Here is a 24,240-nt window from a genome sequence, read left to right on the forward strand (position 1 = left end):
GCCCTTCAGTCCACCGGATGCCCGGGCTCGATCGAGACGGCATCAGCGAGCCGTAGCAGTGGCGAGTCGTCCGTCTCCCCGCGCTCGCCGTACTGCACGGGATCCAGGACGAAGCCGACATGGTCGCCTGCGTCGGTCTTCTGCTCGATCCTCCCGACGAACCACGCGCACGCGTCCTGCAGCACGTGGGCCCCGCCGTGCCCCGGGGCCCACGCCGCACGCGCGAACTTGTCCACCTGGTGACCGGTTTCGCCACCGAACAGGGCAGCGAGCTCCTGCTGCTCCCGGGTCAGGAGATGTACGGCGAGGAAGTCGGCCGCACAGGCCACCTCATACGTCCGGTTCACCTTCGACAGCCACACCACGAACCGCACCGGCCGGATGGAGCACTGCGAGGCGAACCCCACGAGACAGCCCGCCCGCTCGTCGCCGGCCGTGGCCGTGACCACGTACATGTCGGGGTTGAGCCTGTCGGTGAACGCGTCCATGCCCACCATGTTCACGCATACGCCCGCTCTCGACTCCTCGCCTCGCCAGATGCTCGGTGGTCCCATAGGGTCACGGTGCCGATACGACATTACGGGCGGCGCGGCCGGCGAGCGCACACAGCAGCTCCCCACTGGCCGGGCGGTCCGGCGGACGTTTCCCGGGAAGCCATGGTCATGCAGCTGTGGCTCAGGCGATTGAGGAGCGCTGATGTCAGGACAGTTTGAAGCGACGGTCGAGGTCGATCGACCTGTCGAGGCGGTGTTCGACTACCTCGCCGACGGACGCAACGATCCCCAATTCAGCCCTCGAGTGCTCGGGATCGAGAGGGTTCCCGACGCCCCGACGACCGTAGGTACGGTCTTCCGCAGCACGGTCAAGGACGCCGGCATGAAGACCGCCAGGGAGTTCCGCATCACCGATCTCGAAGCCCCGGTACGTATCCGGTGGGCCGAGGCATCGAAGAACACAGTCACGGTCCGCGAAGGCGGATACGACCTGGAGTCCCTGGCCGACGGCAGGACCCGGGTTCGTATCTACAACGTTCTGGAGGGCCACGGCGTTGGCAAGCTCCTGGTGGGCCTTGCGCTCGCGGCCGCCCGCAAGGACGCCGACGCCTTCGGCGCCCGGATCAAGGCAGCGGCCGAAGGGGCGATCGTCCAGCGCTGACGCGTCTCGAACGGGTTGGCCGACGAACCAACCGACGCCGTCAACTTCCGTGACGCGGGCGGCTGTCGGACCAAGGGCGGCCACTGGGTGAAGGTGCGTGAGGCCTACCGGTCCGACGCCCTCGACCACCTCAACGACGCCGACCTCGCCAAGCTCGAACGCCCCGATACCGACGCCGTGTACGACCTGCGGATGGCGTCGGAGCGCTCGGCCGCCCCGGACCGGGTGCCGGCCTGCGCCACCTACACCGTCGCCGACGTCATGGGTGCCCCGGACGCCATCACCATGCCGCGCTCCGAGGCGGAAGCCGTACTGCTCACGGCGCTGGGCGTGCCCCGTGAGACCGTCATGGCCGACTACCTCGCCGCAACACCCACCGTGCCGCCGTCAACGAGGCGACCTTCGCGGCGCTCCCCGCCGAACAGGCAGAGATCAGCAAGCCGCTCCTCGACGTTCGCCCCGAGTACTCCGCACGGCCGACTTCAGAGGCGTAGAAACCGGCGCCCGAACTCTCATCCGCGCTTACGCAGGTATGCCTCCAGCTCCGCGGCCCCGGTCAGCATCGCCCGCCCGCGGGCGGACAGTCGGCCGCGCCAGTCGTACAGGGCGGCCTCCAGTGGTTCCAGACCGCCGGCCGACCGCACCTGGGCGATCAGCGGGGCGATCTGCTCCAGCAGGTAGCCGCCCCTCCTGAGTTGGTGGGCCAGCCGGGCGTCCCGCACATCGGCCTCGTCGTAGCGGCGGTACCCGGTCCGCGGGTCACGCCGAGGGCTCACCAGCCCGACGCGCTCCCACTTACGCAGCGTCGCAGGCCGGATTCCGAGGTCCTGTGCCAACGGCCCGATGAACGTGCCGCCGGGCTCGGCCGCAGTAGGGGGCTCCAGGTCGCGGAGGGCGCTTTCCACGGCCTGCAGGGTCCGCCGGTCGTCGAGAAGCTGGGCGTGGCTCTCGTCGATGAGCCGGAACGCCTCGTCGTCCGAGCCCTGGTTCACGGCCCGCATGACCGACGACGCCGTCTGGTGACCGTGACCGGGCACCAGGGCAAGAAACGCACACAGGGCCCCCGCGTGCAGCGAGGTGTAGGTGCGGTAGCCGTGGAGTGTGCGGCCGGCGGTCGGAAGGATGCCTGCCTCCTCGTAGTTCCTGACCGCCTGGGTGGACAGGCCGTGCCCGCGTGCCAGATCAACTGGCCGCAGCCGTTCCTCGGTTTGAAGGTTTTGTCCCATGCTCCTGCCAATATCGCGAGAAACTTTCAACCGAAGGTTCAACGATACCGTTGAAGGCATGGCGACTCCCATCAAGGATTCCATCCACGCCTTCGAGGCCGCGGCCGTCATGCGGCTGCTGCCCGCCCGGCCCCGGCTGCTCGCCCTGGGCGAGCCCACCCACGGCGAGGACACGCCGCTCGAAATGCGCAACGAGTTGTTCCGGCAACTCGTCGAGCAGGAGGGCTACCGGACAATCGCGATCGAGAGCGACTGCATGACGGGCCTGCTCGTGGACGACTACGTCACCTCGGGCAGGGGGTCTCTCGATGAGGTCATGAAGCACGGATTCAGCCACGAGTGGGGCGCCTACCCGGCCAACCGCGAGCTCGTGCGCTGGATGCGCGCCCACAACGACGGCAGGCCCACGTCCGAGCAACTCCGCTTCGCCGGCTTCGACGGCCCGCTGGAGATCACCGCCGCCGCGAGCCCCCGACAGGCCCTCACCGCACTGCACGGCTACCTCACGGCCAAAGTGGACGCGGACCTGCTCCCCTGCACCGCTAAGACACTGGACCACCTGCTCGGTGCCGACGACCAGTGGACCGACCCCGCCGCGATGATGGACCCGGCCCAGTCCATGGGGCAGTCGGCAGAGGCCGCTCAACTGCGGCTGCTCGCCGACGATCTGGTCGCTCTGCTGGACACCCAGACACCGCACCTGCTCACGGCGACCTCACCGGACGACTGGGACCGGGCACGCCTGTACGGACGCACCGCGACCGGCCTGCTGCGCTACCACCACTGGATGGCCGACACCTCACCGGCGCGCATGACCCGGCTGTGCGCACAGCGGGATCTGATGATGTCCCACAACCTCCTCGCCGTCGCGGCCAGGGGCCCGGCGTTCATCCACGCCCACAACTCCCATCTCCAGCGGGCCAAGAGCACGATGCAGATGTGGGAGGGTCCGGTGGAGTGGTGGAGCGCCGGTGCCCTGGTGAGCGCTCAACTCGGCCAGGAGTACGCCTTCGTGGCCACGACCCTTGGCACGATCCGACACCAGGGAGTGGGCACCCCGCCCCCGAACACCCTCGAAGGGCTCCTGTACGCGCTCCCGGACGACCGCTACGTCATCGACGCCGCGCGCCTGGCCACCGCGCTCGGCGACATGCGGCCGGCGCTCCGCGAATCCCCCTGGTTCGGCTACGCCCCGTTCGACCCGGCCCACTTGGCGGACACCGACGGCATCGTGTTCGTCAAGGACGTCCTGGACGTCCCGCACAGCTGAGGTCAGCGAAAGGAGTCGCCATCGCCGACGGTGAGGTCAGGCACCTGTTCGCTGCCTCGGACTTGGGCCAGGACATGCTCTACAGCCCCATCGAACATCCTCCGCGGGAACAAGCACGCCGTAGATATTCGCTTGCACGTCATCGTCACTCGGGTCAACGTCGCCTGACACCTGACGAAGGCAGAGAAGATGACCACGCAGACCCACCCCGTCGACCACGAACTCATCCAGGCCGCGGCGCATGTCGCCAGCACTCGCTGCCGGGGCGACAACCACACCATGGCGGCCGCGGCCCGCGCCCAGGACGGCCGGATCGTCACCGCGGTGAACGCCTACCACTTCACCGGAGGCCCCTGCGCCGAACTCGTCCTCATCGGCGCGGCAGCCGCCCAGGGTGCGTACGGGCTGGACACGATTGTCGCCGTGGGTGACCGCGACCGAGGGGTTGTCCCCCCGTGCGGCCGGTGCCGTCAGGTCCTCCTCGACTACTTCCCCGCCCTCAAGGTCATCGTCGGCGAACAGGACCGCGTCCGAACCGTCCCTATCACCGACCTGCTTCCCGAAAGCTATGTCTGGGCCGACCACCAGCTCGACGCCGAGTAGACCGTGCCACCCAGACCGATACCGTCGCCCAAGATTGGCGCCGTCAGCCGAAAACAGAGCGAGCGTCTGGCGCATCGGCATATGGCAGCCCGGCGGCGGAGCGGATGACATTGTGCGCCCGACGAACGACGGAGGTGTGTGGCGTGGACGCGGTGACGTCGCGATACGGCGGTGAGGTCCTGCAGGATCGGGGCTGGGCCGGCGACCCGTGGCAGGGAGTGGACGCGGCGGCTCTCGCGCAGGCCGTGCGGGCCCAGGCGGGGCGGCCGGTGACGGGTATCGACGACATGGCGTCGTATCTCGCCCGCCAGGTGTCGGACGCCTCCCACCGCGAGGTCCTCGGTCCGCTTCTCGACGGTCAGGGGGCCGGCGGTGTCGTCGTGCGGCGCGGCGCGGTTCTGGCCTCGTGGGGCGACCCGTCCCGAGCGGAGATGGCCTACAGCGCCACGAAAAGCGTGCTCTCGCTGGTGGCGGGCATCGCCTTCGACGACGGGGCGTTGCGCCTGGACGAGCCCGTGTCGCAGTCGGTGGACCTGCCCGAGTTCGGCACCGAACACGGGCGTGCGATCACCTGGCGCCACCTGCTGGACCAGACCAGTCAGTGGGAGGGCGAGCTGTGGTCCAAGCCGACCTGGGTGGACGCGCAGAGCACCCGCGAGGGCACGGAGTCGGCGGGCGGCCTGCCCGGCGCGGGCTGGGCCTACAACGACGTGCGGGTGAACCTGACAGCTCTGGCGCTCACGGTCCGGTTCGGCCGTGCCCTGCCGGACGTGCTGCGCGAGCGGGTCATGACAGCGGTCGGCGCCTCCGACGGCTGGTCCTGGCACGGCTACGCCAACTCGGTGGTCGACGTCGACGGCACCGAGGTGCCGGTGGTCTCCGGTGGCGCGCACTGGGGCGGCGGCCTGTGGATCAGTGCCCTGGACCTGGCCCGCATCGGCATGCTGTGTCTGTGCGGCGGGACATGGGGGGAACGCCAGGTCCTGTCGCGTCGCTGGATCGAGGAGCTGTGGACTCCCTGCCGGGTCAAGCCCGAGTACGGCCTGTCGTGGTGGCTCAACGACCACGGCACGGTGTGGCCCGGGGCCCCGCGCACGGGCCGCTGTGCCCGCGGCAATGGCGGCAATCACCTGCTGTGGGTGGACCCGGCACGCGACCTGGTGATCGCCTCACGCTGGGGCGCCGAGGTGGAGCGCCTCCTGGCCGGGGTTTCATCGGCGGTGCCGCCCCACGCGTGACGCGCAGGAGGCGCTTCTCAGCTCGGCTTTCACGGCATCCTCGCCAGGCCTGACCCGCGTTGCCGGCGGCGCCCCTTGCCGCCGAGGAACCAGGCGATCTCACAGCGGCACTGGCAACCGAACCCCCTTGCGTCCGGGGCTTCTTGCCAGGCACCGGCGGCCGCAGGCCTGGGAGTACGTGCGCGACGGCGGCATGGTTCTCGTCCTCGCCCACCAGGACGTGACCACGCAACAGCTGGATGTGCAGGGAGGCTCCACCCTTACGGCCTGGTACGCAATTGCCTCGCGCTGAGCCGCCCTGCGATCTACCCTCGCGGCCATGACGTCACACGATGCGCCTGAAGTCTCCCGGATCGCTGCCGGCAATGCCGGGCTGGTGATCCGGCAAGAGACGCCTGACGATCACCGAGATGTGCGCGAGGTTCATACGCGCGCCTTCGGTGACAGCGAGCGGGTTCCCGGGCTCGTGGAGGCACTTCGCGTTGCGGAGGCTGCATTGGCGCCGATGTCCTTCGTCGCTGTCGTTGATGACCGGGTCGTCGGGCATGTCCTGCTGAGCGCGACGCGGTTGGACGCTCCGCGCCGGATCGTGGACGTCCTGTCCTTGTCACCGCTGGGCGTGGACCCGGAGTTCCAGCGTCAGGGCATCGGTACACAGCTCATCGCCCACGCCCTCGAGGCGGCCGACAGCCGGGGTGTGCCGTTGGTATTCCTGGAAGGTTCGCCGCGCTACTACGGCACGCGCGGCTTCGAGGGTGCCGGCGCGGTGGGCTTCCGTTCGCCGTCGCTGCGTATCCCTGAAGCGCCTTCCAGGTCGCCCGGTTGTCCGCTCACGAGCCGTGGATGACGGGCACCTTCGTTTACTCAGAGGCGTTTTGGGCGTTTGACTGCGTCGGCCTGCGCGACCCCGAGGACTGAAGGGCTACCCGACTCGACCTGATTCAGGGCTGTCAGATTCGGGTCACTGAACCCAGCCCGGCCAGCCGGGTTGTGAACGTCAGACAGCCGCTCGCGGCGGCGCGGCCCGAAGGGCACATCAGCCCCCAACGTCATCTCCCGGTGCGGAAGCTCTCGCGGCCCACGACCGGCGACGGCGTCCGCGAGGGCCGCGGCCAGGTCTCCGCCGTATGTAGTGTGCCCAAATGACAAGAAGCGAGCGGCTCGCGGAGCAACTGGACTGGCACTGGCGCACGAACCTGCGGCCACGGCTGGACGGTCTTACCGATGAGGAGTACTTCTGGGAGCCGGTGCGCGGCTGCTGGAGTGTCCGCCCGCGTGGCACGTCGGCCGCATCGATGTCGGAAGGTTCGGGGGAGTGGACGATGGACTTCGCGTCCCCCGGCCCGGTGCCGGCGCCGGTGACCACGATTGCCTGGCGGCTGGCGCACATCATCGTCTCGTGCCTGGGCTATCGGGTCGGATGGTACTTCGCTGGCCAGGACGTCGACTCCCAGACATTCGCCTACGCGGGGACCGCTGACGAGGCGCTGAAACAGCTCGATGAGACGTACGGGAGATGGAACGAGGGGGTCCGCTCGCTCTCGGACGCTGACCTGGAGAATCCACCTCCGGTGGGTCCTGAGCAGTTTCCGATGGAGAACAGGGTCCTGCACGTCAATAGGGAGCTGATCCATCACGGCGCTGAGATTTCCCTGCTGCGCGACCTCTACCGCTGGCAGGACGGAGCCGTACCGCGCCGAATGTGACTTTCCGGTGACCGGCGATCGAGCTTCGGAACCTACGTGGACTCAGTGACGCTCCTTGGCTGCGAGCGGGCTCCTTCGAGGTTCGTCAGGGCGAACAGGGCGCGCGGCAGGCCGGTCGCGCGGGCGGGATCGGTGCGGCGGTTGGTGAGGATCCGCCAGTTCTTGAGATGGGCGAAGCCGTGCTCGACCGGGCGCGTGCGGCGGCGAGCGCCCGTTTCGTTCGCTTCCTCATGCGCCGGGGCCTAGTTGTTCGACGTCGAACGGTGCACCGTGCCGTGATCAAGGCCATCGGAGAGATCAAGCCGCTGCCGGCCGCCCGAAGCTTCGCTGCCCCCACCGGGTTCCGGCTCACCGGCTCACCGCTCGCCATGCGGCAGGCGACCTCGGGAATGGATCACGCCGACTCGTGGCTGTGACGAATGGATCATGCCGGACAGTCCCGCCAATCGGCTTTGTCCGCCCCGCTACTGAGGGAGTATCAACATCGTGTCCATCACCAAGCCCGTCACCGAGCGCGAACGCGTCAGCGCCGATCCCGACTGGTACGAGACGGCCGGAATCTCACTGGGCGTCCGCGTCGGCGACCTGGTCTTCACCTCGGGACAGGCTCCGATCGACGCCCATGGCGGCACTGTGGGCGAGGGTGACTTCGAGGCACAGGCCCGCCAGGCGCTCGCCAACCTGTCGACGGTCCTGACGAACGCCGGCTCCGGCCTCGCACACGTGGTCAAGGCGACGGTGTTCGTCACCGACATCGCCCAGCAGGACGTCTACGCGGCACTGCGCGCCGAACACTTCCCCGAACGACCACATCTGGCGGAATCCTTCGTGGAAGTGTCCTCGCTCGCAGACCCCGCATGGATGATCGAGATAGAGGCCATCGGCCTCATCCACCAGGGCTGACTCCAACACCGCCGCCGGCCGGGACTGTGCCTGCCACGCTGATTCCCGGCCGAGGCACCGAGGCACCGGTGCCTCGCGGCTTCAACCGGTGCCTCGTGGCTTCATGCGGGTGCGGCGTGCCAGGCGCAATCGACAATGACGCCGACGGCGCGCTCTCGGCGCATCGAGACGGTTAGGATCAGGGGCCGAACCCTCCCGTCAGAGCTGGGATCTCCGTGCCGAGTGGACAACACCTTTCCGCCATCCGCCCCGCGACCGGGGCAGATCTTGATGATCTCCAGGGTCTGGCGCGTCGCACGATTGACGCCTGCTACCGCGCATTCCTCGGTGACGAGGGAGTGGACTGGTTCATCGGCAGTGGGGCTTCGGACGCTCACGTCAAGAGCCATCTCGAGAAAGGCGGGGTGCACTGCCTCAGCCAGGAGGGCCGGATCATCGGCTTCTCCATCATCGATGGCTCCACGATCGACTTGATGATGATCGACCCGGATCGTCATCGCCGAGGGCTTGGCCGTCGCCTGCTCCGTCACGCGGAAGAAACGCTCCTCGCCCGGTACGCGTCCATCCGGCTGGAGAGCTTCGCGGACAACGCTGCGGCCAACTCGTTCTATGAATCGTGCGGATGGCGCCACGGGGACAGGCTTGAGGGCGAGGGGCCGACCAAGGTTGAGTACGTCAAGAACGCAAGCGGCGACTGACGAACTCCGGGGCTTCAGGCGTTCGCGGACTGGAAACCCTCGGCGCTGACGTTGGGCATCACCGTGCTCGTCACACGGTAACGGCCGTTGGGGACATCGCAGGATTTGGTGACGTGCACAGCCAGCGGTCCCGCCCATTCATACCCTTCGTGCTCGCCGTGCTGTGCCAGCCGGTCGGTGAGAGCCTGCCCCACCTGACCTGCGTTGCGGGCGAGTTCATCGTGGACGTGTTCGGCCAGTTCCACGTCGTACGCGTTCGGGACCACGACCCGGCTTTGGCTGCACACCACGGCGTTGCTGTCACACTCACGCCGCAACGCATCCACCAACTCGACCGGTTCCCTGCGGAAGAGCTGTCCCCAGAGCGCCTCTCCGGCGCGCTCGAGAGTCCGTTCCCATCCGGTGAGCGTGCTCATCTGCTCGTCACTCCTTCGTCCTCGTCATCACACTCGTCGTCACGCGTCGCCATTCGTCAGGCGTCGCCATTCGTCACGCGTCCATCGTCACTCGTCATCAAGGCGGCACGCGGCCGCGGTTCAACCCGGTGCGTCCGACTGCGGCCCCGTCACCGGCAGCAACCGCAACGCCTACTCGAAACGGCACCGGTCCTCCTCGTCCCACGAGCGGGTGTCACGCGGCTCGACGTACGGCTCCTCCTGTGGCGGGTACCCTCCGGCGATGGCGCGCTGGCGGGCCGTCTCGGCGTCGAACTCAAGGCCCAGCAGGACGGCGATGTTGGTGATCCACAGCCACACCAGGAAGACGATCACGCCGGCGAAGGCGCCGTAGGTCTTGTTGTAGGAGGCGAAGTTCGCCGCGTAGAACGCGAAACCGGCCGAGGCGATCATCCAGATCACCAAGGCGAGGACGCTGCCCGGCGTGATCCATTTGAAGCCGCGGATCTTCGCGTTGGGACTGGCCCAGTACAGAATCGCGATCATGAAGGTCACCAGGATGACCAGGACCGGCCATTTCGCGATCGACCACACCGCCAAAGCGGTGTCACCCACCCCGAGCACGTCGCCGACCCGGTGGGCGACGGCGCCGGTGAAGACCACGATCAGGGCGCTGAGCACCGCGAGGATCACCAGCACGATCGTCAGGGCCAGCCGCAGCGGCAGAACCTTCCATACGGGGCGGCCTTCCGGCACGTCATAGACGGCGTTGGACGTGCGGATGAACGCCGCCACGTAGCCGGACGCCGACCACACTGCCAGGGCCAGGCCGACGATCGCCATGATCGACCCGATGCCGGAGTTGCCCTGCAGCTGGTGCACCGCGTCGCGGATCACGTCGTGGGCGGCGCCCGGGGCGAGCTGCTGGACGTGGTCCAGCACCGTACTGCCGGCCGACTGCCCGGCAACTCCCAGCAAGGAGACCAGCACCAGCAGGGCGGGGAACAGCGACAGGATGCCGTAGTAGGTCAGTGCGGCCGCGCGATCCGTGAGCTCGTCGTCCTTGAACTCCTTGAGCGTGCCGCGCAGCACCGCCAGCCAAGACTTCCTCGTCATCCGGGTGAGTGAGTCCGGCTCCTTGCGTTCCACGTCCGGACCCGGACCGAACCTTTCCTGCTCGCCTGTGCGGGCGTGCCTGTCAGGGCGGTCTTCCTGCGTGCCGGCCTCCGGGCCCTGTGTGGGGCCACGGTCAAGGCGAGCGTCCTCGCGTCTGTGTCCCGGTTTCATGAGCTTCGCCATAGGCGGCGAGTAACCACAAACGACGCAGTCACCCGGCTCGAGCCCTACTGCGGTAAGCCGGCGCGGTGTTGCCCCGGGCCGACGTCCTCTCGGGCGGCGATCCGAACCGGTGAAGGAGCCGCCGCCCATCGCGCACGGCCACTGCCTCGCGTGAGCCCCGTCTCACCTGGGCGGCGCCACTTGGCTATGCAACGAGTTGCATATAAAGATCGAGGTATGGCGCTCGAGCACGCGATCCTCGTCTCCCTGCTGGAGAAGCCGGGCACCGGCTATGAGCTGGCCCGGCGGTTCGACCGGTCCATCGGATACTTCTGGACCGCCACGCACCAGCAGATCTACCGCGTCCTCAAGCGCATGGAGAGCGATGGCCTGCTCGCCGTCCGCGGACTGCCGCAGCAGAACCGGCCGGACAAGAAGGAGTACTCCGTCGTAGGGCCCGGCCGCGCCACCCTCTCACGGTGGCTGCACGAATCGATCGAACCCGAGAGCATCCGGCACGAACTGGCCGTGAAGATCCGCGGCGCGGCCTTCGACGACCCGTCCGTGCTGATCCGTGAAGTCGAACGGCATCGGCAGGTGCACAGCGACCGGCTGGCGCACTATCTCGCCGGTGAGCAGCGCGACTTCACCGGACAGGCGGCCCCCGCCCGGCTCGACGCCGGTCAGGAACTCCAGCATGTCGTGCTGCGCGGAGGAATCGCGTACGAGCGAATGACCGTCGCCTGGCTCGACGACGTACTCGCCACCCTTCGCCGGCTCGGCACGTCAGACCCGCATTCCTGAACTGCCGGCCACGGCCGCTCGCGCTCCGCGACCTTCAGTTCTGCACCCTCAACCCTCAACCCTCGACTCTCGGAAGGCGGACCTCCATGGCCGACCCCCTCCTCTTCAATCCGCGCACGTACGATCCGGCACAGTTCGACCCCGAGACCCGCAGGTTGCTGCGCGCCACCGTCGAGTGGTTCGAGGACCGGGGCAAGCGCAGGCTCATCGAGGACTACCGCTCCCGCGCGTGGCTGGCCGACTTCCTCGCGTTTGCTGCCGAGGAAGGGCTGTTCGCGACCTTCCTCACCCCGGCGTCCGCCGCCGGAAACAAGGACCAGCGCTGGGACACGGCCCGGATCGCCGCCCTCAACGAGATCTTCGGGTTCTACGGTCTCGACTACTGGTACGCGTGGCAGGTCACGATCCTCGGCCTCGGCCCGGTCTGGCAGAGCGACAACACTGCGGCTCGCACCCGCGCGGCGGAACTCCTCACCCAGGGTGAGGTGTTCGCGTTCGGCCTGTCCGAGAAGACCCATGGCGCCGACATCTACTCCACCGACATGCTGCTGACGCCGGACGGCAACGGCGGCTTCACGGCGCAGGGCTCCAAGTACTACATCGGCAACGGCAATGCCGCCGGGCTCGTCTCGGTCTTCGGCCGACGCACCGACATCGAGGGCCCGGACGGCTACGTCTTCTTCGCCGCCGACAGCCGTCACTCTGCGTATCAGCTCGTGAAGAACGTCGTCGACTCCTCGAAGTACGTCAGCGAGTTCCGCCTCGAGGACTACCCGGTCGGTCCCCAGGACGTCCTGCACACGGGCCGCGCCGCGTTCGACGCCGCCCTCAACACCGTCAACGTCGGCAAGTTCAACCTCTGCACCGCCTCGATCGGCATCTGCGAGCACGCGATGTACGAGGCGGTCACCCACGCGCACAACCGCATCCTGTACGGCCGCCCCGTCACCGCGTTCCCGCACGTACGCCGCGAGCTGGCCGACGCGTACGTCCGCCTCGTCGGCATGAAGCTGTTCAGCGACCGCGCCGTCGACTACTTCCGTTCCGCCTCGCCGGACGACCGCCGCTACCTGCTCTTCAACCCGATGACGAAGATGAAGGTGACCACGGAGGGCGAGAAGGTCATCGACCTGATGTGGGACGTGATCGCCGCCAAGGGCTTCGAGAAGGACACCTACTTCGCACAGGCCGCCGTCGAGATCCGTGGGCTGCCCAAGCTCGAAGGCACGGTCCACGTCAACCTCGCGCTGATCCTCAAGTTCATGCGCAACCATCTCCTGAACCCGGCGGAGTTCGAGCCCGTGCCGACCCGCCTCGACGCGGCCGACGACACGTTCCTCTTCGAGCAGGGCCCGGCCCGTGGCCTCGGCTCCGTGCGCTTCCACGACTGGCGCCCCGCCTACGACGCTTTCGCCGGTGTGCCGAACGTCGCCCGCTTCCGGGAGCAGGCCGACGCCCTGTGTGAGTTCGTCGCCACCGCAGCCCCCGACGAGGAGCAGAGCCGCGACCTCGATCTCCTCCTCGCCGTCGGCCAGCTGTTCGCGCTGGTGGTCCACGGCCAGCTGATCCTGGAGCAGGCCCGCCTGACGGGCCTTGACGAGGATGTCCTCGACGAGCTGTTCTCCGTCCTCGTCCGCGACTTCTCCGCGTTCGCCGTCGACCTGCACGGCAAGGACTCCGCCACCGCGGATCAGCAGCGTTGGGCGCTCGGTGCCGTCCGGCGTCCCGTCATCGACGAAGCGCGCTCGGGACGCGTCTGGGAGCGTGTCGAGGCACTGGCCGGGGCGTACGAGATGGCGCCGTGACGGCGTCCTCAGGGGGCTCGTCGACACGTGACGGTCGTGGTCCCCGGGAGCACTGACGCCGGCACCACAGACCTCGCCGGTACCCGCTGTAGCCCTTGCCGCGGCGGGTACCGGCGACGCCCGCCCGCTTGGCCCAGCAACGTATCGGCGAAGAAGGGGGAGACGAAGCGTCTCGTGAGGGCTCTTCGTGGTTCACCGCGCTATTCGCTGATGTGGGCGAAGCCGCCCGCGGTGTTATTCAATGAGGTGTGCGGTCAGGGATCTCGGGGCCCGGTCGCACGCGTCCGATTACAGCCCCGGTGCTGCGCCGGGGATTGCTGAGAGAGTCGCATGGACTCCACACCCTCCCGCTCATCCTCTTCGGCGTTCCACCTGGTCAGCCGAGCCCTGGGGCGCTACATCCCCCGCGGTGGAGCGGCTGCCGGGCCCGCCGACGCGCAGGGCGACCGCAGCCCGCGCCACCCCGCACCCGACGACCCGGCAGCCAGTCATCAGGAGCAGATCCTCGGCGCGGTCAATGTGGACCGGGATTTGATGATCACCCGCGCCAATCTGGACGCACCCGTGTTCGCGGGTCTGGACGCCGTGGCGGGCAAGCCGTTCGTCGATCTCCTGCCACCCTGGGACGTACCGACGGTCACACGGCGGTTGCGGCAGGTCATGGAGAGCGGTGAGGCGCACGTCGCGCGAATCCAGCGCCTGCGCCGCAGCGACGGGTCGGAGCTGGTGGTCTCGCTGAGCATCCTGCCCGCTGCGGCGCCCGAGGACGGCCTGACCGTCTCCATGATCGCCATGGCCAGGAGGCTGCACCTGTACGCCGCCGAGACCGCGATCGGCACCTCGCTGGACATCGGCGAGACCGCGCAGTCGCTGGCGGAGTCCCTCTTGGCCTGGGGAGACGTGGCGGCCGTGGACCTCGACTTCGCCGTGTGGACGGGTGAGGGAGTCACCGGGCAGGTGCAGAGGCGCATCCGACTGCGGAGGGCAGCCCTGGTGCCGGACCGGGCATGGCCCGAGGGCTACGTGACACCGGGCGGCGACCTCCCCAGCGACGCCAGTCGCCTGCTGGCACAGGCAGTGCTGCAGAACGATGCTCCGCAGACCATCGTCATACCCGACCGGGAGGCGATCGAGCGGGTACTCGACAACCCACGAGTCGTGCGTGCCCTCGTGCCCGTCGACCGGTCGGCGGGTGTGGCGTGCATACCACTGGTTCTGGACGGCGTGCCGCCCCTGGTACTGGGCGTGGCGGAGGTCTGGCGGCGGGCGGACCGCCCCTTCCGCGACAGCGAGCTGTTCGACTTGCAGGAACTCGTGGCCAGGACCGCCCACCACGTCGACCTGGCTCGCCAGCACCAGCGAGAGCACACGCAGGTGCTGGCACTGCAGCGCCGACTCCTGCCGCGGACCGGCGGTGACACCATCGAGATCGCCAGCGTCTACCAGCCCGCCACTCCCGACAGCGCCGGCGTCGGCGGCGACTGGGTGAACAGCTTTCCGCTGTCGGACGGCCGTACCGCGCTGGTGGTCGGTGACGTCGTCGGGCATGGCCTGGGAGCTGCCGCAACCATGGGCCAGCTGAGCATGGAAGCCCGCGCCCTGCTCTCCGCGGGGCTCGCGCCCGACGAGGTACTGGAGCACCTGGACGAGACCGTGACCCTGCTGGACGACGCGGAGTCGGGCCTGACGGCCGGCTACAGCGCCCTCGGCTCGACCTGCTGCATCGCCCTCTACGACCCGGTCAGCCACCAGGTGGCCCTGGCCAGCGCCGGCCACCTCCCCCCGGTCCTGATCACCCCGGACGGGCACGCCGGCCCGCTCCCGCTGCCCCCTCACCCCGGCCTGGGCGCCGAGTTCGCGCTGCGGGAGCCGTTCGACGTCCACACCTTCGTCGCCGCCCCGGGCTCCCTGCTCGCTCTCTACACCGACGGCCTGGTCGAAGATCCCGCTCTGTCGATCGATGAGGGCATCGACAGACTGGCCGCCGCCGTGTCCACGGTGCACCCCTGGGACGCACTGCAGCAGGCCGCGCGGCACGTCGTCTCCGAACTGGCTCCCGTGCGCCCGCGCGACGACGTGACGCTGCTGCTCGCGCGGATGATCGGCTACCGCAAGGGGGACACGGCGACCTTGCGGCTGCCCGCCCGCTACGACGCCCCCGCTCGCGCACGGGCACAGGTCTTCGCGCTGCTGACGCAATGGCGTATCAGCGCCGCCACCCGGGACAAGGTCGTGCTGCTGGTCAGCGAGCTGGTCACGAACGCGGTCCGCTTCGCTGCCGGACCCATCACGGTACGGCTGATCAGGGCCGGCAACGGCCTGCTGTGCGAGGTGGGAGACACCGGTAACGGCAGGCCACGCCTGAGGCGGGGCGCCCTGCTCGATGACGGTGGCCGTGGCCTGAGTATCGTGCACAGGCTCACCACCCGGTGGGGAGTGCGCTGGACGGACACCGGGAAGGTCGTCTGGGCGGAAGTCGCGAGGTGAAGCTGCTTCGCGTCGGGGAGGCGGCAGGCGTACGGGAGCGCGGCCAGGTTCAGCCGGGGCGGGGTTCTCCTGGTACGCAGTTCTTCTCGTACGGGGTGGCGCGGCCTCGTTCTACAGCCACTGCCCTTCCAGTGCGGTGGCGGTGAGACCGGGCGCCGCCGCGTACAGAACGGCGCGATTGCCGGGCTTCTGCTTCCCCGCGTCATGTGCCCGCCGCAGGATGTCGAACACGGCGGCGCCTCCGCGGTTGCCGCTGGTGTAGCTGTCCCGGCTGTAGTCCAGCAGCCCCGACGGCCACGCCTCGGGCATCGTCTGCTCCATGTACTCCAGCACCCGGGTCCCGCCGGGGTGGGCGAGCAGCACGTCGGGGTGCCAGGAGTCGGGGTCGTCCTGGTAACGCTCGCGCAGCCAGTCCCACATTGCGGTGACCGTCTCCTGCACGGCACGCGGTCCACGCCGGTCCATCACGAAGTGGGTGCCGTCCGACCGTGTCTCCAGGCGGTGCAGGTCCTGGGTGCCGGGCAGGGTGTGATTCCAGGCGGCGTCCAGCCGCAGCACCGACTCGGGCCTCGGGCGGCCCGTGACCACCGCGGCCACTGCCGTGTCCGCGAACAGCAGCCGGACGATCAGCGACTCCAGGGTGTCGTCCGCGGGCTGGTAGGTCGTGCTCAGCGCTTCCGAGATGACGATCAGAACCACCCGGTCGGGGTCTGCGGCCACGAGATCCGCCGCGAGCGCCAGGGAGCGGGTCCCCGCGATACAGGCCCACTGCGTGGCCGGCAGCAACATCACATCGTTGCGGAGCGAAAGCCTGTTGGCCAGGGCTATGTCCAGTCCGGGCAGCGCCGGCGTGGTGGAGTGACTGGTGATCAGGCAGTCGACGTCCGAGGCGTCCAGCCCGGCTGACTGCAGGGCCCCGCGCGCCGCACGCTCCCCGTAGGACTGCACGGCCTCCCAGGCCGGCGCCGTGCGCTCCTGGACGGTCTGCGGCGCGGGTACGGCCTCGAGGGCGGCGATCACGCGGTCCACGTCCTGCTGTGTGAACCCGTCGCGTACAAGCGCCTCTTGGGTCGGCTCGACGCCCACAGCTTGCAGGGCGCTGCCGCTGCCGGGCGCTACAGCGGTCTCCAACGGCAGCATCCACCCGCGGGTCTCGATGCCGGTACTGGCCGCTATGCCGTCGACCCGCGGCGCCCACGCCGCATCCGGGTGCCGGTCGCTCACCTCGGCCACGATCTGGCTGGTCTTCACTGCGTGCTCGCCGTGTATCACGGCAGGAGGAGAGAGGTAAGCGGCCATGATGGGGCACCTTCCAAGAGGGAACGGGGGAACAGGGGAGGGGAAACGAGGGGGAGGGCCACAAGTGCTGTGTCATGGGCCACGTAGGAACTTCGCGCCCAAGAGCATGCAGAGGGGCCCCACTTCGGGCGTCTGCGTCCGTCCCGAGCCTGGCGCTAAATGGACATTTGCGCTGTGATGCAGACAACTTAGGCGTGGACTGGAATCCGTGACACGGCACACACCGCTGTCTGCGACGGGAGCGCGCCGCCAGGTCGGTGAGCCTTGATGTCGAGCCGTATCGCGGTGAGTTCCCCATGTCCCCACGCCGTTCGGAAGCGGCGTCGAGCTTGCGATGGCGACTGCCTGGGCGACGGCCCCTCCTGGGGTCGTCCACGTCCGGCACGGCCCGAGGTGTTCGCTGGTCGCACGGTCCTCGCGTTGACGCATGCCGATATAGGCATATGATTGCTGCATGGCACGAGCGGCGACGACCTCGGACGCGTTCAACGCGATCGCCGAACCGCAGCGGCGGGAGATCCTGCTGCTCCTGCGGAGCGGCGAGCGGCCCGTGACCGAACTGGCGCGGGACCTGGGGATGACCCAGCCGCAGGCGTCCAAGCACCTGCGGGTGCTCCGCGAGGTCGGGCTCGTGCGGGTCCGCGGGGCGGGCAAGCAGCGGCTGTACGCCCTGGACGCACGCGGGCTGCGGCCGGTCCACGAGTGGGTGGGCGGCTTCGAACAGTTCTGGCACGAGACCTTCGACCGGCTGGACGAGTACGTGCGAGATCTGAAACAGGCAAGACGGGAGGAACCACCGGATGACGACGACCAGTAGCGGCGGCGAGCATGACCACACGACGGCGGACCGCGAGGTCGTGGTCTCCAGGGACATCGGCGCCCCACGGGAGCTGGTGTTCGAGGCGTTCACGCAGGTCCGCCACCTGTCGCGGTGGTGGGGACCGGACGGGTTCACGACCACGACGCGGTCCTTCGCGTTCCGCGCGGGCGGGGTCTGGGACTTCGTGATGCACGGGCCGGACGGGACCGACTATCAGGAGTGGATCACCTGGACCGAGATCGTCCCGCCGGAGCGGATCGCGCTGGTGCACGGCGAGTCCCGCGACGACCCCAATGCCTTCGAGTCGGTCCTGACCTTCGAGCCGGCCGGCGAGGAGACCCGGATCGTGATGCGCACGGTGTTCCCCACCAAGGAACTGCGCGACGACGCGGTGGAGAAGTACCACGCGATCGAGGGCGGCGAGCAGACGCTGCGCAACCTCGCGGACTACGTCGCCCGACTCACCTCGAACGAGACCGCCCGCAACGAGACCACACCGAAGGGAGCGGAAGGCTGATGGCCGGGAAGGTGTTCTTCAGTGTGACGATGTCACTCGACGGCTTCATGGCCCCGGAGGCCGTGCCCGTCGAGGACGTGTTCTCGCCCGAAGGCCAGACCGACCCGAGGGTCCGGCGCTGGATGGCGAAATGGTCGGAACTGCAGGCGTGGGCGTTCCCGCAGCGCTGGTTCAGGGAGAACCTCAAGCTCGGTGAGGGCGGCGAGGAAGGACTCGACAACGACATCGCACGGGCGACGTACGAGCGCACCGGCGTGAGCGTCATGGGCAAGCGCATGTTCGACGCCGGCGAGCTGGCATGGCCTCAGGAGGCGCCGTTCCACACCCCGGTGTTCGTCGTCACCCACACCAAGCGTGACGCGTGGGAGCGGCCGGGCGGCACCACCTTCCACTTCGTCAACGACGGCATCACCAGCGCCCTCGACCAGGCCCGCGAGGCCGCCGGCGACCGCGACGTCCGCATCGCCGGCGGCGCCGAGACGATCCAGGAGTACCTGGACGGCGGCCTGATCGACGAGTTCTCGATCACCCTCGCGCCCGTGCTGTTCGGCACCGGCATCCGCCTGTTCGACCGTGTGGACCCGGCCCGCCTCGCCCTCGAGCAGACCCGCACGGACGCGTCATCCCGGGTGACCCACCTGACCTACACCGTCGGGAAGCGGTAGCCGGCGCACCGCACGGCAACTCACAGTCCCGCGACCTTGCCGCTCGCCGAGATCTCGTAGACCAGGGTGACCGTGCGGTGTCCGCCGGGCGCCAGGCGCAGGTCCCAGCGTGCGATGCCGTCGGCGTCGACCGCATCGGGCTCCGGGGCGCAGGCTTCCCTGCGCAGGCGTACTTCCACCGCCGAGACCTCGGACACCGGGATCCGCTCCCGAAGCGCGATGACCTGCTCGCGCTGTTCTCCGGGCGCGTTGAAGCGGGACACATGCAGCCGGACCGTGCGGGTGATGACGGTTCGCTGGGTCAACGTCGCAGTGTCGCGGGACTCTTCGGCCTGCCGGATCACCCGGTAGTCGTCGTGGCTGCCGAAGGCGAGCTCGACAGGGGCACCCGGTGCGGTGAAGCTCAGTGTGCCGCGGCCGGTGAATCCGCTGCCGCGAACCAGGTCCACGGGCCCGGCCAGCAGCGCGTGCCCGGAGACGTTGTCGAACCGCACGACTTCGGTGACCAGCGGCGACAGTTCGGGCGATGAGGAGTACTCGCTGCTCGCGGTGGCGGTGACGGCGGTGAGCGGTACCCGGTGGGCGCAGCCGTCCGCGGGGACGGAGACGGGCGCGGGGGAGTGCAGCACACGCGTCCGGCCGCCGTCGTCCACTCCAGGAAGACCGAGTACCGGGGCCGGCCCGAGGTCCGCGGTCTCCTCCTCGCGCAGCTCCACGTCGACCGTGCGGCGCTCCGCGGCGGAGCGGTCCCTGAGGGTGAGACGGTCCTCGGTCAGCTGCGGCGGTTCGGTGGTCAGTGCCGAGCGCGCCGTCGACAACGTGAGGTGTACGTCCGACCAGTCCTCGCCGGTGCGCTGCCAGACCATCGCGTCGGTCTCCAACGTCAGCGATTCCCCGTCGAGTACGGCCCGGTAGGCGGGGCGCCACAGCGCGCACGAGGTGAGGTGGGTCAGACGCAGCCGGACCGGCTCGGCGACTGGGGCCTGTACGGTCAGCTCGACATGGCCCACCAATTCGGCGGGCTGTTCCTCGGAGAGGTTGATGGCCTGCTGGGCCTCCGTCAACTCTCTGGCGAGGTCCGTCAACCGTGCTTCGGCGGCACGGAGTTGCTCGGCGTACAAGTCGCGCTCGGCGTCGATCCGGTCCAGTTCGCCGTTCCAGCGGGATTCGTCCGTCTCCCCGTAGCCGGTCCCTTCGGCGATGTCCCGCAGCAGATCGGCGGCGAGCCGGCCGAGGAGGTCGAGGCGGGCGCGCCGCCGGTCGCGTGCGTGGCCGAGCGTGAGCCGTTCCTCTTCGAGGGCGCGGATCCGCGTGCGCAGGGCGGAGTCGTCGGCCGAGGGCAGCGGCGCCTGCGGTGTCCAGGTGCGGACGATCCGCACGTCGAGGACGGTCGCCCGGTGGTCGCCCGCCAGTTCCGCGTGGAGCGTGCGGTCGACCGCCAGTGAGCTGATCGGCCCGAGGCGCAGTCGCTGGATGCCTGCGCTCAGGTCGAGTTCGGCGGTCCGCTCGATATGGGCGCGGTCCTCCAGGCAGGTGACAGCTGTGACGGGCAGGGGGATCGGCCGGGTGCCCGCATCCATGTCCGTGTCCGTGACCGTGTCTGTGTCCATGGGCATGGTGTCAGCTCCTGCGGTTGCCGCCGACCAAGGCCTTGGCGGCCGGGACGCGGATGTCGTAGCCGCCGTCGAGGGTGGCGCTGCCGCCGGCGGGGAGGTCCACCCGCCAGACGCGGGTCCCCGGGGCGTGCCGGTCGGGGCCGCTGTCCTGCTCGGGCGCTGTCCAGTCGGCCCGTTCCTCGATCCGGACCTCCGGTTCGGTGGTGACCGGAACCTGTTCGCGGACCTCGACGGTGGCGGCATGGGCCAGCCGGTTGCCCAGTTCCACGTGGACCTGGTGGGCGAGCACGGTCGTGTTGTTGCGCAGACCCGATGTCGACTCGCGCAGGTTCGTGCGGCGGGTGACCCGGATGCCCTCGGCCGGTCCCAGACCCATCCGGCGAGCGCCGCCGGGAGCGAGCGTGGGCAGGGCGGCGGTCGTCAGGAAGTCGTCGTCGCTCGTGACCTCCACCGGCCCCGCGAGCAGGGCCTGGTCGGTGGCGTTGGACAGCACGAGCGTGGCGTAGACCGTCTGCTCCACGGACGGCACGCACACGTACTCGGTGCGTAGGCCGACCGGGATGTCGGTGACGGTGACGGTGTGCCAGGTGCCGTCGGAGGGGATGTCGGCGCGGGCGACGGCGTCGTAGCGGTGGTCGAAGGAGCCCGCCGACTCGCGGGGCCGCACGGCGTGTCCGGGCAACGGCAACGCGGACACCGCGTCCGCGCTGCGGCGGTACTCGTCGGCAATCGCGTCGTAGGGCGTGTGAGGAAAGAGCCTGCCCCGGCGGCCGTCGTTCGCCTCGGCGCCGAACAGCACGAGCGCGGCGTAGTCGAGCTCCGCGCCGCTGGGCTGCGGCGGACCGACCGCCACCGGTGATGCCTGGGGCGCAGGCGGCGGACCGGCCTGGACCGCGGCCGCCGACGCCATGGCGTCGGGAGCAGCGACGCGCCTGGCCGCGGGCCCAGCCCCGGCGCTCGGTCGTCCTGACGGCGTCCTCGGCGCCGCCGGGGCCGGACCGGCGGCGCCGAACGCGGCCGGCGGAGCACCGGCGAAGCCAGTGAGTTCAGCGGGTCCGGGGGGCGGCGCGCCGTATCCCTGCGGTGCCGGCGGAGGGGGCGGGACGGTACCGGGCATGGGGGGCGGCAAGGTGTAGTCCAGCGATGCCGGCGGCGGGGGGACTTGCGCGGGTGTGGGCACGGCGGGCGTGCCGTACCCCTGCGGTACCGGAGGCGGGGGGAAGGCACCGGTCGCGGCCACAGGCACAGGCACTGCGGCCGAAACAGGACGGGGACCTGCCGCGTCGTAGCCGGAGAAGAGATCGGCTAGCCCCACGGGGGGCTCCCGCCAGCCGGAGGGCGCGGGGGCGGGCTGCCGCCGTCCCACCCGGATCGACCGCAGCCTCGGCAGGTCGGTGCGGCGCCGCAAATCAGCGGTGGCCAGCCCGACGCGGACCCCGGTCCAGTCCTCTCCGGTGCGCTGGGCGACCGAGGCACGCAGCACCAGGGTGCCGCTGTCGTCGCCCTGACGGTGCGTAAGACGGTAGGCAGGGACCCAGACGGCGCCCGGCACACCGTACTCAAGCTCCAGTTCCACAGTGCCGGTTCCGGTTCCGGTTCCGGTTCCGACGAGTGTCAGGACCGCGACGACCGTGGTCGCGACGTGTCCGGACTGCACGTCGGTGGAGGCGCGGACCCAGCGATCCGTGGCCACGGAGAGTTCGTGCTCGACGCGGCGCAGTTCCTCCTCCAGTTCGACGAGCCGGAGGTGCAGGACCCGCAGCCGCTCGTCGACGAACTCGGCGAGCCGCAGCCAAGCGTCGGCGGGGGTACGGCGGGGCGGGTCCTCGGGCTTGCGGGTCGGCGGAACGGGGCGCAGCCCCGTCACTTCGGAGATGAGGATCAGCTGCCGGTCACGGCGGCCCTGTGCCGCGGCGCAGACGTCGCGCAGCCTCTCCATCTCGTGCCGCAAGGTGTCGGCGGTGTCGGCGCCGGAGGGTTCGGCATCCACCTCCACACGCACCTCGGTGACGCGTACGCCTTGGTCACCGACGACCTTCGCGCGCAGCGAGCCCGGGTCCATCGACCGGGGCATTCCCGTCACCCGCACCCTGCCGTCCGCCGGCACGGTGCCCCGCGCCACCCGGGTGCAGAGCGCACCCTGCGCGTACACCACGACCGCGTCGAGCGACGACGCCCATCGCTGCGCTACCTCAGACTCCATACACTCCGCCCCCGTTGTGTCCGTGCCGACCGAAGCCTACGCCCCGGCCCAGGCATGACATAGATCACGTCAAAACGCTGCCGGATCTTGGAATGCGCGGTCTCCGGTCGCTGCTGCACTGTTCATGGGCTCGCCCTGTGTGGGGGCGCGCTGGGCAACGGTGCTCGACGCGGCCGGCCGAGGTAGGTCCCCCCGACCTCGGCCTTCTCTGCTCCCTCGTCCTGCTCGTCCTCGGACCGCTGTCTTCGAAAGGTTCCCCCGCACCATGCCTCTGGCTCTGCTGGCCCTTGCCGTTGTCGCCTTCGGCATCGGCACGACCGAGTTCGCCACCATGGGGCTGCTGCCCCAGATCGCCGACGGGATCGGGGTGTCGGTGCCGCACGCCGGCAACCTCGTGTCGGCGTACGCGCTCGGCGTCGTCGTCGGTGCCCCCGTTCTGACCGGCATCGGTGCACGCATACCGCACAAGAAGCTGCTGCTGCTGTTGTCGGGACTGTTCGTGGTCGGCAACATCGCCTCCGCGCTCGCCCCGAACTTCGGTCTGCTGTTCGCCGCGCGTTTCCTGGCGGGACTGCCGCACGGCGCGCTGTTCGGCGTCGGCGCCGTCGTCGCCTCCAGGCTGGTCGCCCCCGAAAGGGCCGCACGCGCCGTGTCGATGATGTTCCTCGGCCTGACGGTCGCGAACATCGTCGGCGTCCCGGCCGGCACCGCGCTCGGCCAGCAGTTCGGCTGGCGGTCCGCCTATGTCGCCGTCGCCGTCATCGGGCTCGTCGCACTCGCCGCACTGGCCGCGTTCGTCCCGCACCAGCCACGCGGTCAGCAGGCCGGCATCCGCCACGAGGTGCGGGCCATGAAGAACCGGCAGGTCGCGATCGGCCTGGCCACGGCAGTGGTCGGCTTCGGCGGCTTCTTCGCCGTCTACAGCTACCTCGTGCCGATGTTGACGCACCTGACGGGCATGTCCGACACCTCGACCACTTTGGTCCTCGCGCTGTACGGCGTGGGCATGACGGTCGGCACGCTGATGGCCGGCCCCCTCACCGACCGCGCCCTGCGCCCGACCCTGTACGCGGGGCTGGCACTGCTCGCGGCCGGACTGGTGATGTTCTACTTCACGGTCCACAGCACCGTTCCGGCCCTGGTCACGATCACCTTCATCGGCGCGATGGGTGCCCTCATCACCACCCCCGTCCAGATGCTGCTCATGGCGAAGGCCAAGAACGCCCCGACGATGGCCGCGGCCTCCAACCACTCCGCCTTCAACCTGGCCAACGCGGGCGGCGCCTGGCTCGGCGGACTGGCCATCTCCGCGGGCTGGGGCTGGGCGTCGCCCAACCTCGTCGGCGCCGCCCTGGCTGTCGCAGGCCTCGGCCTGGCCTTCACGGGGGGCCTCATGGACCGGCGCGGCGGACGCTCCGCGACCTCCGAAGTGATCACGTCATCCGCTGCGGAAACCCCGACGGAGGCGGCACCCACCACACCGGCCAAGGGATGACCCCCGGCCGGCGACGTCGCTTCGCAAGATGAGGTGGCCTGTGTGAGACACACAGGC

23 protein-coding genes and 1 pseudogene are annotated in these 24,240 nt (G+C 69.6%); 17 read left to right on the forward strand and 7 right to left on the reverse strand.

Annotated features, from left to right (window positions below; genetic code table 11):
• Positions 1–5 precede the first annotated feature (5 nt).
• Positions 6–497 carry a flavin reductase family protein gene (locus ACZ7L5_RS18715; protein WP_471518127.1) on the reverse strand — a complete coding sequence of 164 codons (492 nt, stop codon included), beginning with the start codon at positions 495–497 and terminating at the stop codon, positions 6–8.
• Between the two features lie 199 nt (positions 498–696).
• On the opposite strand from ACZ7L5_RS18715, the gene ACZ7L5_RS18720 reads away from it, so the two are divergent.
• Entirely contained in the window at positions 697–1,155 is a 459-nt protein-coding gene (locus ACZ7L5_RS18720; protein ID WP_467482042.1) for an SRPBCC family protein, read from the forward strand.
• Between the two features lie 93 nt (positions 1,156–1,248).
• Positions 1,249–1,356, forward strand: a pseudogene (locus ACZ7L5_RS18725) (tyrosine-protein phosphatase); the annotation flags it as partial.
• 311 nt (positions 1,357–1,667) lie between these two features.
• Here the strand turns inward: ACZ7L5_RS18725 and ACZ7L5_RS18730 are convergent.
• Positions 1,668–2,381, reverse strand: coding sequence for a TioE family transcriptional regulator (locus ACZ7L5_RS18730; RefSeq protein ID WP_471517882.1), 714 nt, complete (start codon positions 2,379–2,381; stop codon positions 1,668–1,670).
• A 58-nt stretch (positions 2,382–2,439) separates the two neighbouring features.
• Between ACZ7L5_RS18730 and ACZ7L5_RS18735 the strand changes: the two genes are divergently transcribed.
• The 8 genes from ACZ7L5_RS18735 to ACZ7L5_RS18770 all read left to right on the forward strand — a co-directional run bounded on the left by ACZ7L5_RS18735 (position 2,440) and on the right by ACZ7L5_RS18770 (position 8,799).
• Positions 2,440–3,651, forward strand: coding sequence for an erythromycin esterase family protein (locus ACZ7L5_RS18735; protein WP_471517884.1), 1,212 nt, complete (start codon positions 2,440–2,442; stop codon positions 3,649–3,651).
• Positions 3,652–3,840: 189 nt separating this feature from the next.
• Positions 3,841–4,254, forward strand: a complete 414-nt coding sequence (locus tag ACZ7L5_RS18740; RefSeq protein ID WP_471517887.1) for a cytidine deaminase family protein — start codon at positions 3,841–3,843, stop codon at positions 4,252–4,254.
• Positions 4,255–4,397: 143 nt separating this feature from the next.
• The gene (locus ACZ7L5_RS18745; protein WP_471517889.1) at positions 4,398–5,492 is read left to right on the forward strand and encodes a serine hydrolase domain-containing protein; all 1,095 of its coding nucleotides are present in this window, start codon (positions 4,398–4,400) and stop codon (positions 5,490–5,492) included.
• A gap of 319 nt (positions 5,493–5,811) precedes the next feature.
• Positions 5,812–6,339: a GNAT family N-acetyltransferase gene (locus ACZ7L5_RS18750; RefSeq protein WP_471517891.1), complete on the forward strand. Its 528-nt coding sequence runs from the start codon at positions 5,812–5,814 to the stop codon at positions 6,337–6,339.
• A gap of 295 nt (positions 6,340–6,634) precedes the next feature.
• Positions 6,635–7,198, forward strand: coding sequence for a DinB family protein (locus ACZ7L5_RS18755; RefSeq protein WP_471517893.1), 564 nt, complete (start codon positions 6,635–6,637; stop codon positions 7,196–7,198).
• A 275-nt stretch (positions 7,199–7,473) separates the two neighbouring features.
• Positions 7,474–7,614 (forward strand): hypothetical protein, encoded by a 141-nt coding sequence (locus ACZ7L5_RS18760; protein WP_471517895.1) that lies wholly within the window; start codon positions 7,474–7,476, stop codon positions 7,612–7,614.
• Positions 7,615–7,684: 70 nt separating this feature from the next.
• Positions 7,685–8,101 (forward strand): RidA family protein, encoded by a 417-nt coding sequence (locus ACZ7L5_RS18765; protein WP_471517897.1) that lies wholly within the window; start codon positions 7,685–7,687, stop codon positions 8,099–8,101.
• Between the two features lie 338 nt (positions 8,102–8,439).
• Positions 8,440–8,799: a GNAT family N-acetyltransferase gene (locus ACZ7L5_RS18770; RefSeq protein WP_471517899.1), complete on the forward strand. Its 360-nt coding sequence runs from the start codon at positions 8,440–8,442 to the stop codon at positions 8,797–8,799.
• Between the two features lie 14 nt (positions 8,800–8,813).
• Here the strand turns inward: ACZ7L5_RS18770 and ACZ7L5_RS18775 are convergent, their stop codons facing one another.
• Together ACZ7L5_RS18775 and ACZ7L5_RS18780 are read right to left on the reverse strand one after the other, a co-directional pair.
• Positions 8,814–9,215, reverse strand: a complete 402-nt coding sequence (locus ACZ7L5_RS18775; RefSeq protein ID WP_471517901.1) for a DUF3662 domain-containing protein — start codon at positions 9,213–9,215, stop codon at positions 8,814–8,816.
• 171 nt (positions 9,216–9,386) lie between these two features.
• On the reverse strand, positions 9,387–10,493 hold the full coding sequence (locus ACZ7L5_RS18780) for a YihY/virulence factor BrkB family protein (protein WP_471517903.1): 1,107 nt from the start codon (positions 10,491–10,493) through the stop codon (positions 9,387–9,389).
• Positions 10,494–10,709: 216 nt separating this feature from the next.
• Between ACZ7L5_RS18780 and ACZ7L5_RS18785 the strand changes: the two genes are divergently transcribed.
• From ACZ7L5_RS18785 to ACZ7L5_RS18795, 3 genes are all read left to right on the forward strand, one after another.
• Entirely contained in the window at positions 10,710–11,276 is a 567-nt protein-coding gene (locus ACZ7L5_RS18785; RefSeq protein WP_471517905.1) for a PadR family transcriptional regulator, read from the forward strand.
• Between the two features lie 86 nt (positions 11,277–11,362).
• The gene (locus ACZ7L5_RS18790; RefSeq protein ID WP_471517907.1) at positions 11,363–13,081 is read left to right on the forward strand and encodes an acyl-CoA dehydrogenase family protein; all 1,719 of its coding nucleotides are present in this window, start codon (positions 11,363–11,365) and stop codon (positions 13,079–13,081) included.
• 330 nt (positions 13,082–13,411) lie between these two features.
• Entirely contained in the window at positions 13,412–15,568 is a 2,157-nt protein-coding gene (locus ACZ7L5_RS18795) for an ATP-binding SpoIIE family protein phosphatase (protein WP_471517909.1), read from the forward strand.
• Between the two features lie 111 nt (positions 15,569–15,679).
• Here ACZ7L5_RS18795 and ACZ7L5_RS18800 read toward each other — a convergent pair whose 3' ends face one another.
• Positions 15,680–16,867: a beta-ketoacyl-[acyl-carrier-protein] synthase family protein gene (locus ACZ7L5_RS18800; protein ID WP_467482058.1), complete on the reverse strand. Its 1,188-nt coding sequence runs from the start codon at positions 16,865–16,867 to the stop codon at positions 15,680–15,682.
• Between the two features lie 454 nt (positions 16,868–17,321).
• Between ACZ7L5_RS18800 and ACZ7L5_RS18805 the strand changes: the two genes are divergently transcribed.
• From ACZ7L5_RS18805 to ACZ7L5_RS18815, 3 genes are read left to right on the forward strand one after another with little or no spacing between them, the layout of a single operon-like run.
• A complete protein-coding gene (locus tag ACZ7L5_RS18805; protein WP_471517910.1) occupies positions 17,322–17,684 on the forward strand; it encodes an ArsR/SmtB family transcription factor in 363 nt (120 codons plus the stop codon).
• Positions 17,668–18,204, forward strand: coding sequence for an SRPBCC family protein (locus ACZ7L5_RS18810; protein ID WP_471517912.1), 537 nt, complete (start codon positions 17,668–17,670; stop codon positions 18,202–18,204). The genes ACZ7L5_RS18805 and ACZ7L5_RS18810 overlap by 17 nt, the downstream gene beginning before the upstream one ends.
• Positions 18,204–18,869 (forward strand): dihydrofolate reductase family protein, encoded by a 666-nt coding sequence (locus tag ACZ7L5_RS18815; protein ID WP_471517914.1) that lies wholly within the window; start codon positions 18,204–18,206, stop codon positions 18,867–18,869. The genes ACZ7L5_RS18810 and ACZ7L5_RS18815 overlap by 1 nt, the downstream gene beginning before the upstream one ends.
• Positions 18,870–18,889: 20 nt before the next feature.
• Here the strand turns inward: ACZ7L5_RS18815 and ACZ7L5_RS18820 are convergent, their stop codons facing one another.
• Positions 18,890–20,449 (reverse strand): mucoidy inhibitor MuiA family protein, encoded by a 1,560-nt coding sequence (locus ACZ7L5_RS18820; protein WP_471518128.1) that lies wholly within the window; start codon positions 20,447–20,449, stop codon positions 18,890–18,892.
• Between the two features lie 40 nt (positions 20,450–20,489).
• Positions 20,490–22,688 (reverse strand): DUF4139 domain-containing protein, encoded by a 2,199-nt coding sequence (locus tag ACZ7L5_RS18825; protein ID WP_471517916.1) that lies wholly within the window; start codon positions 22,686–22,688, stop codon positions 20,490–20,492.
• Between the two features lie 265 nt (positions 22,689–22,953).
• On the opposite strand from ACZ7L5_RS18825, the gene ACZ7L5_RS18830 reads away from it, so the two are divergent.
• Positions 22,954–24,183, forward strand: coding sequence for an MFS transporter (locus ACZ7L5_RS18830; protein WP_471517918.1), 1,230 nt, complete (start codon positions 22,954–22,956; stop codon positions 24,181–24,183).
• Positions 24,184–24,240: the final 57 nt, after the last annotated feature.

It is taken from the genome of Streptomyces sp. NPDC107528 (assembly GCF_055639295.1).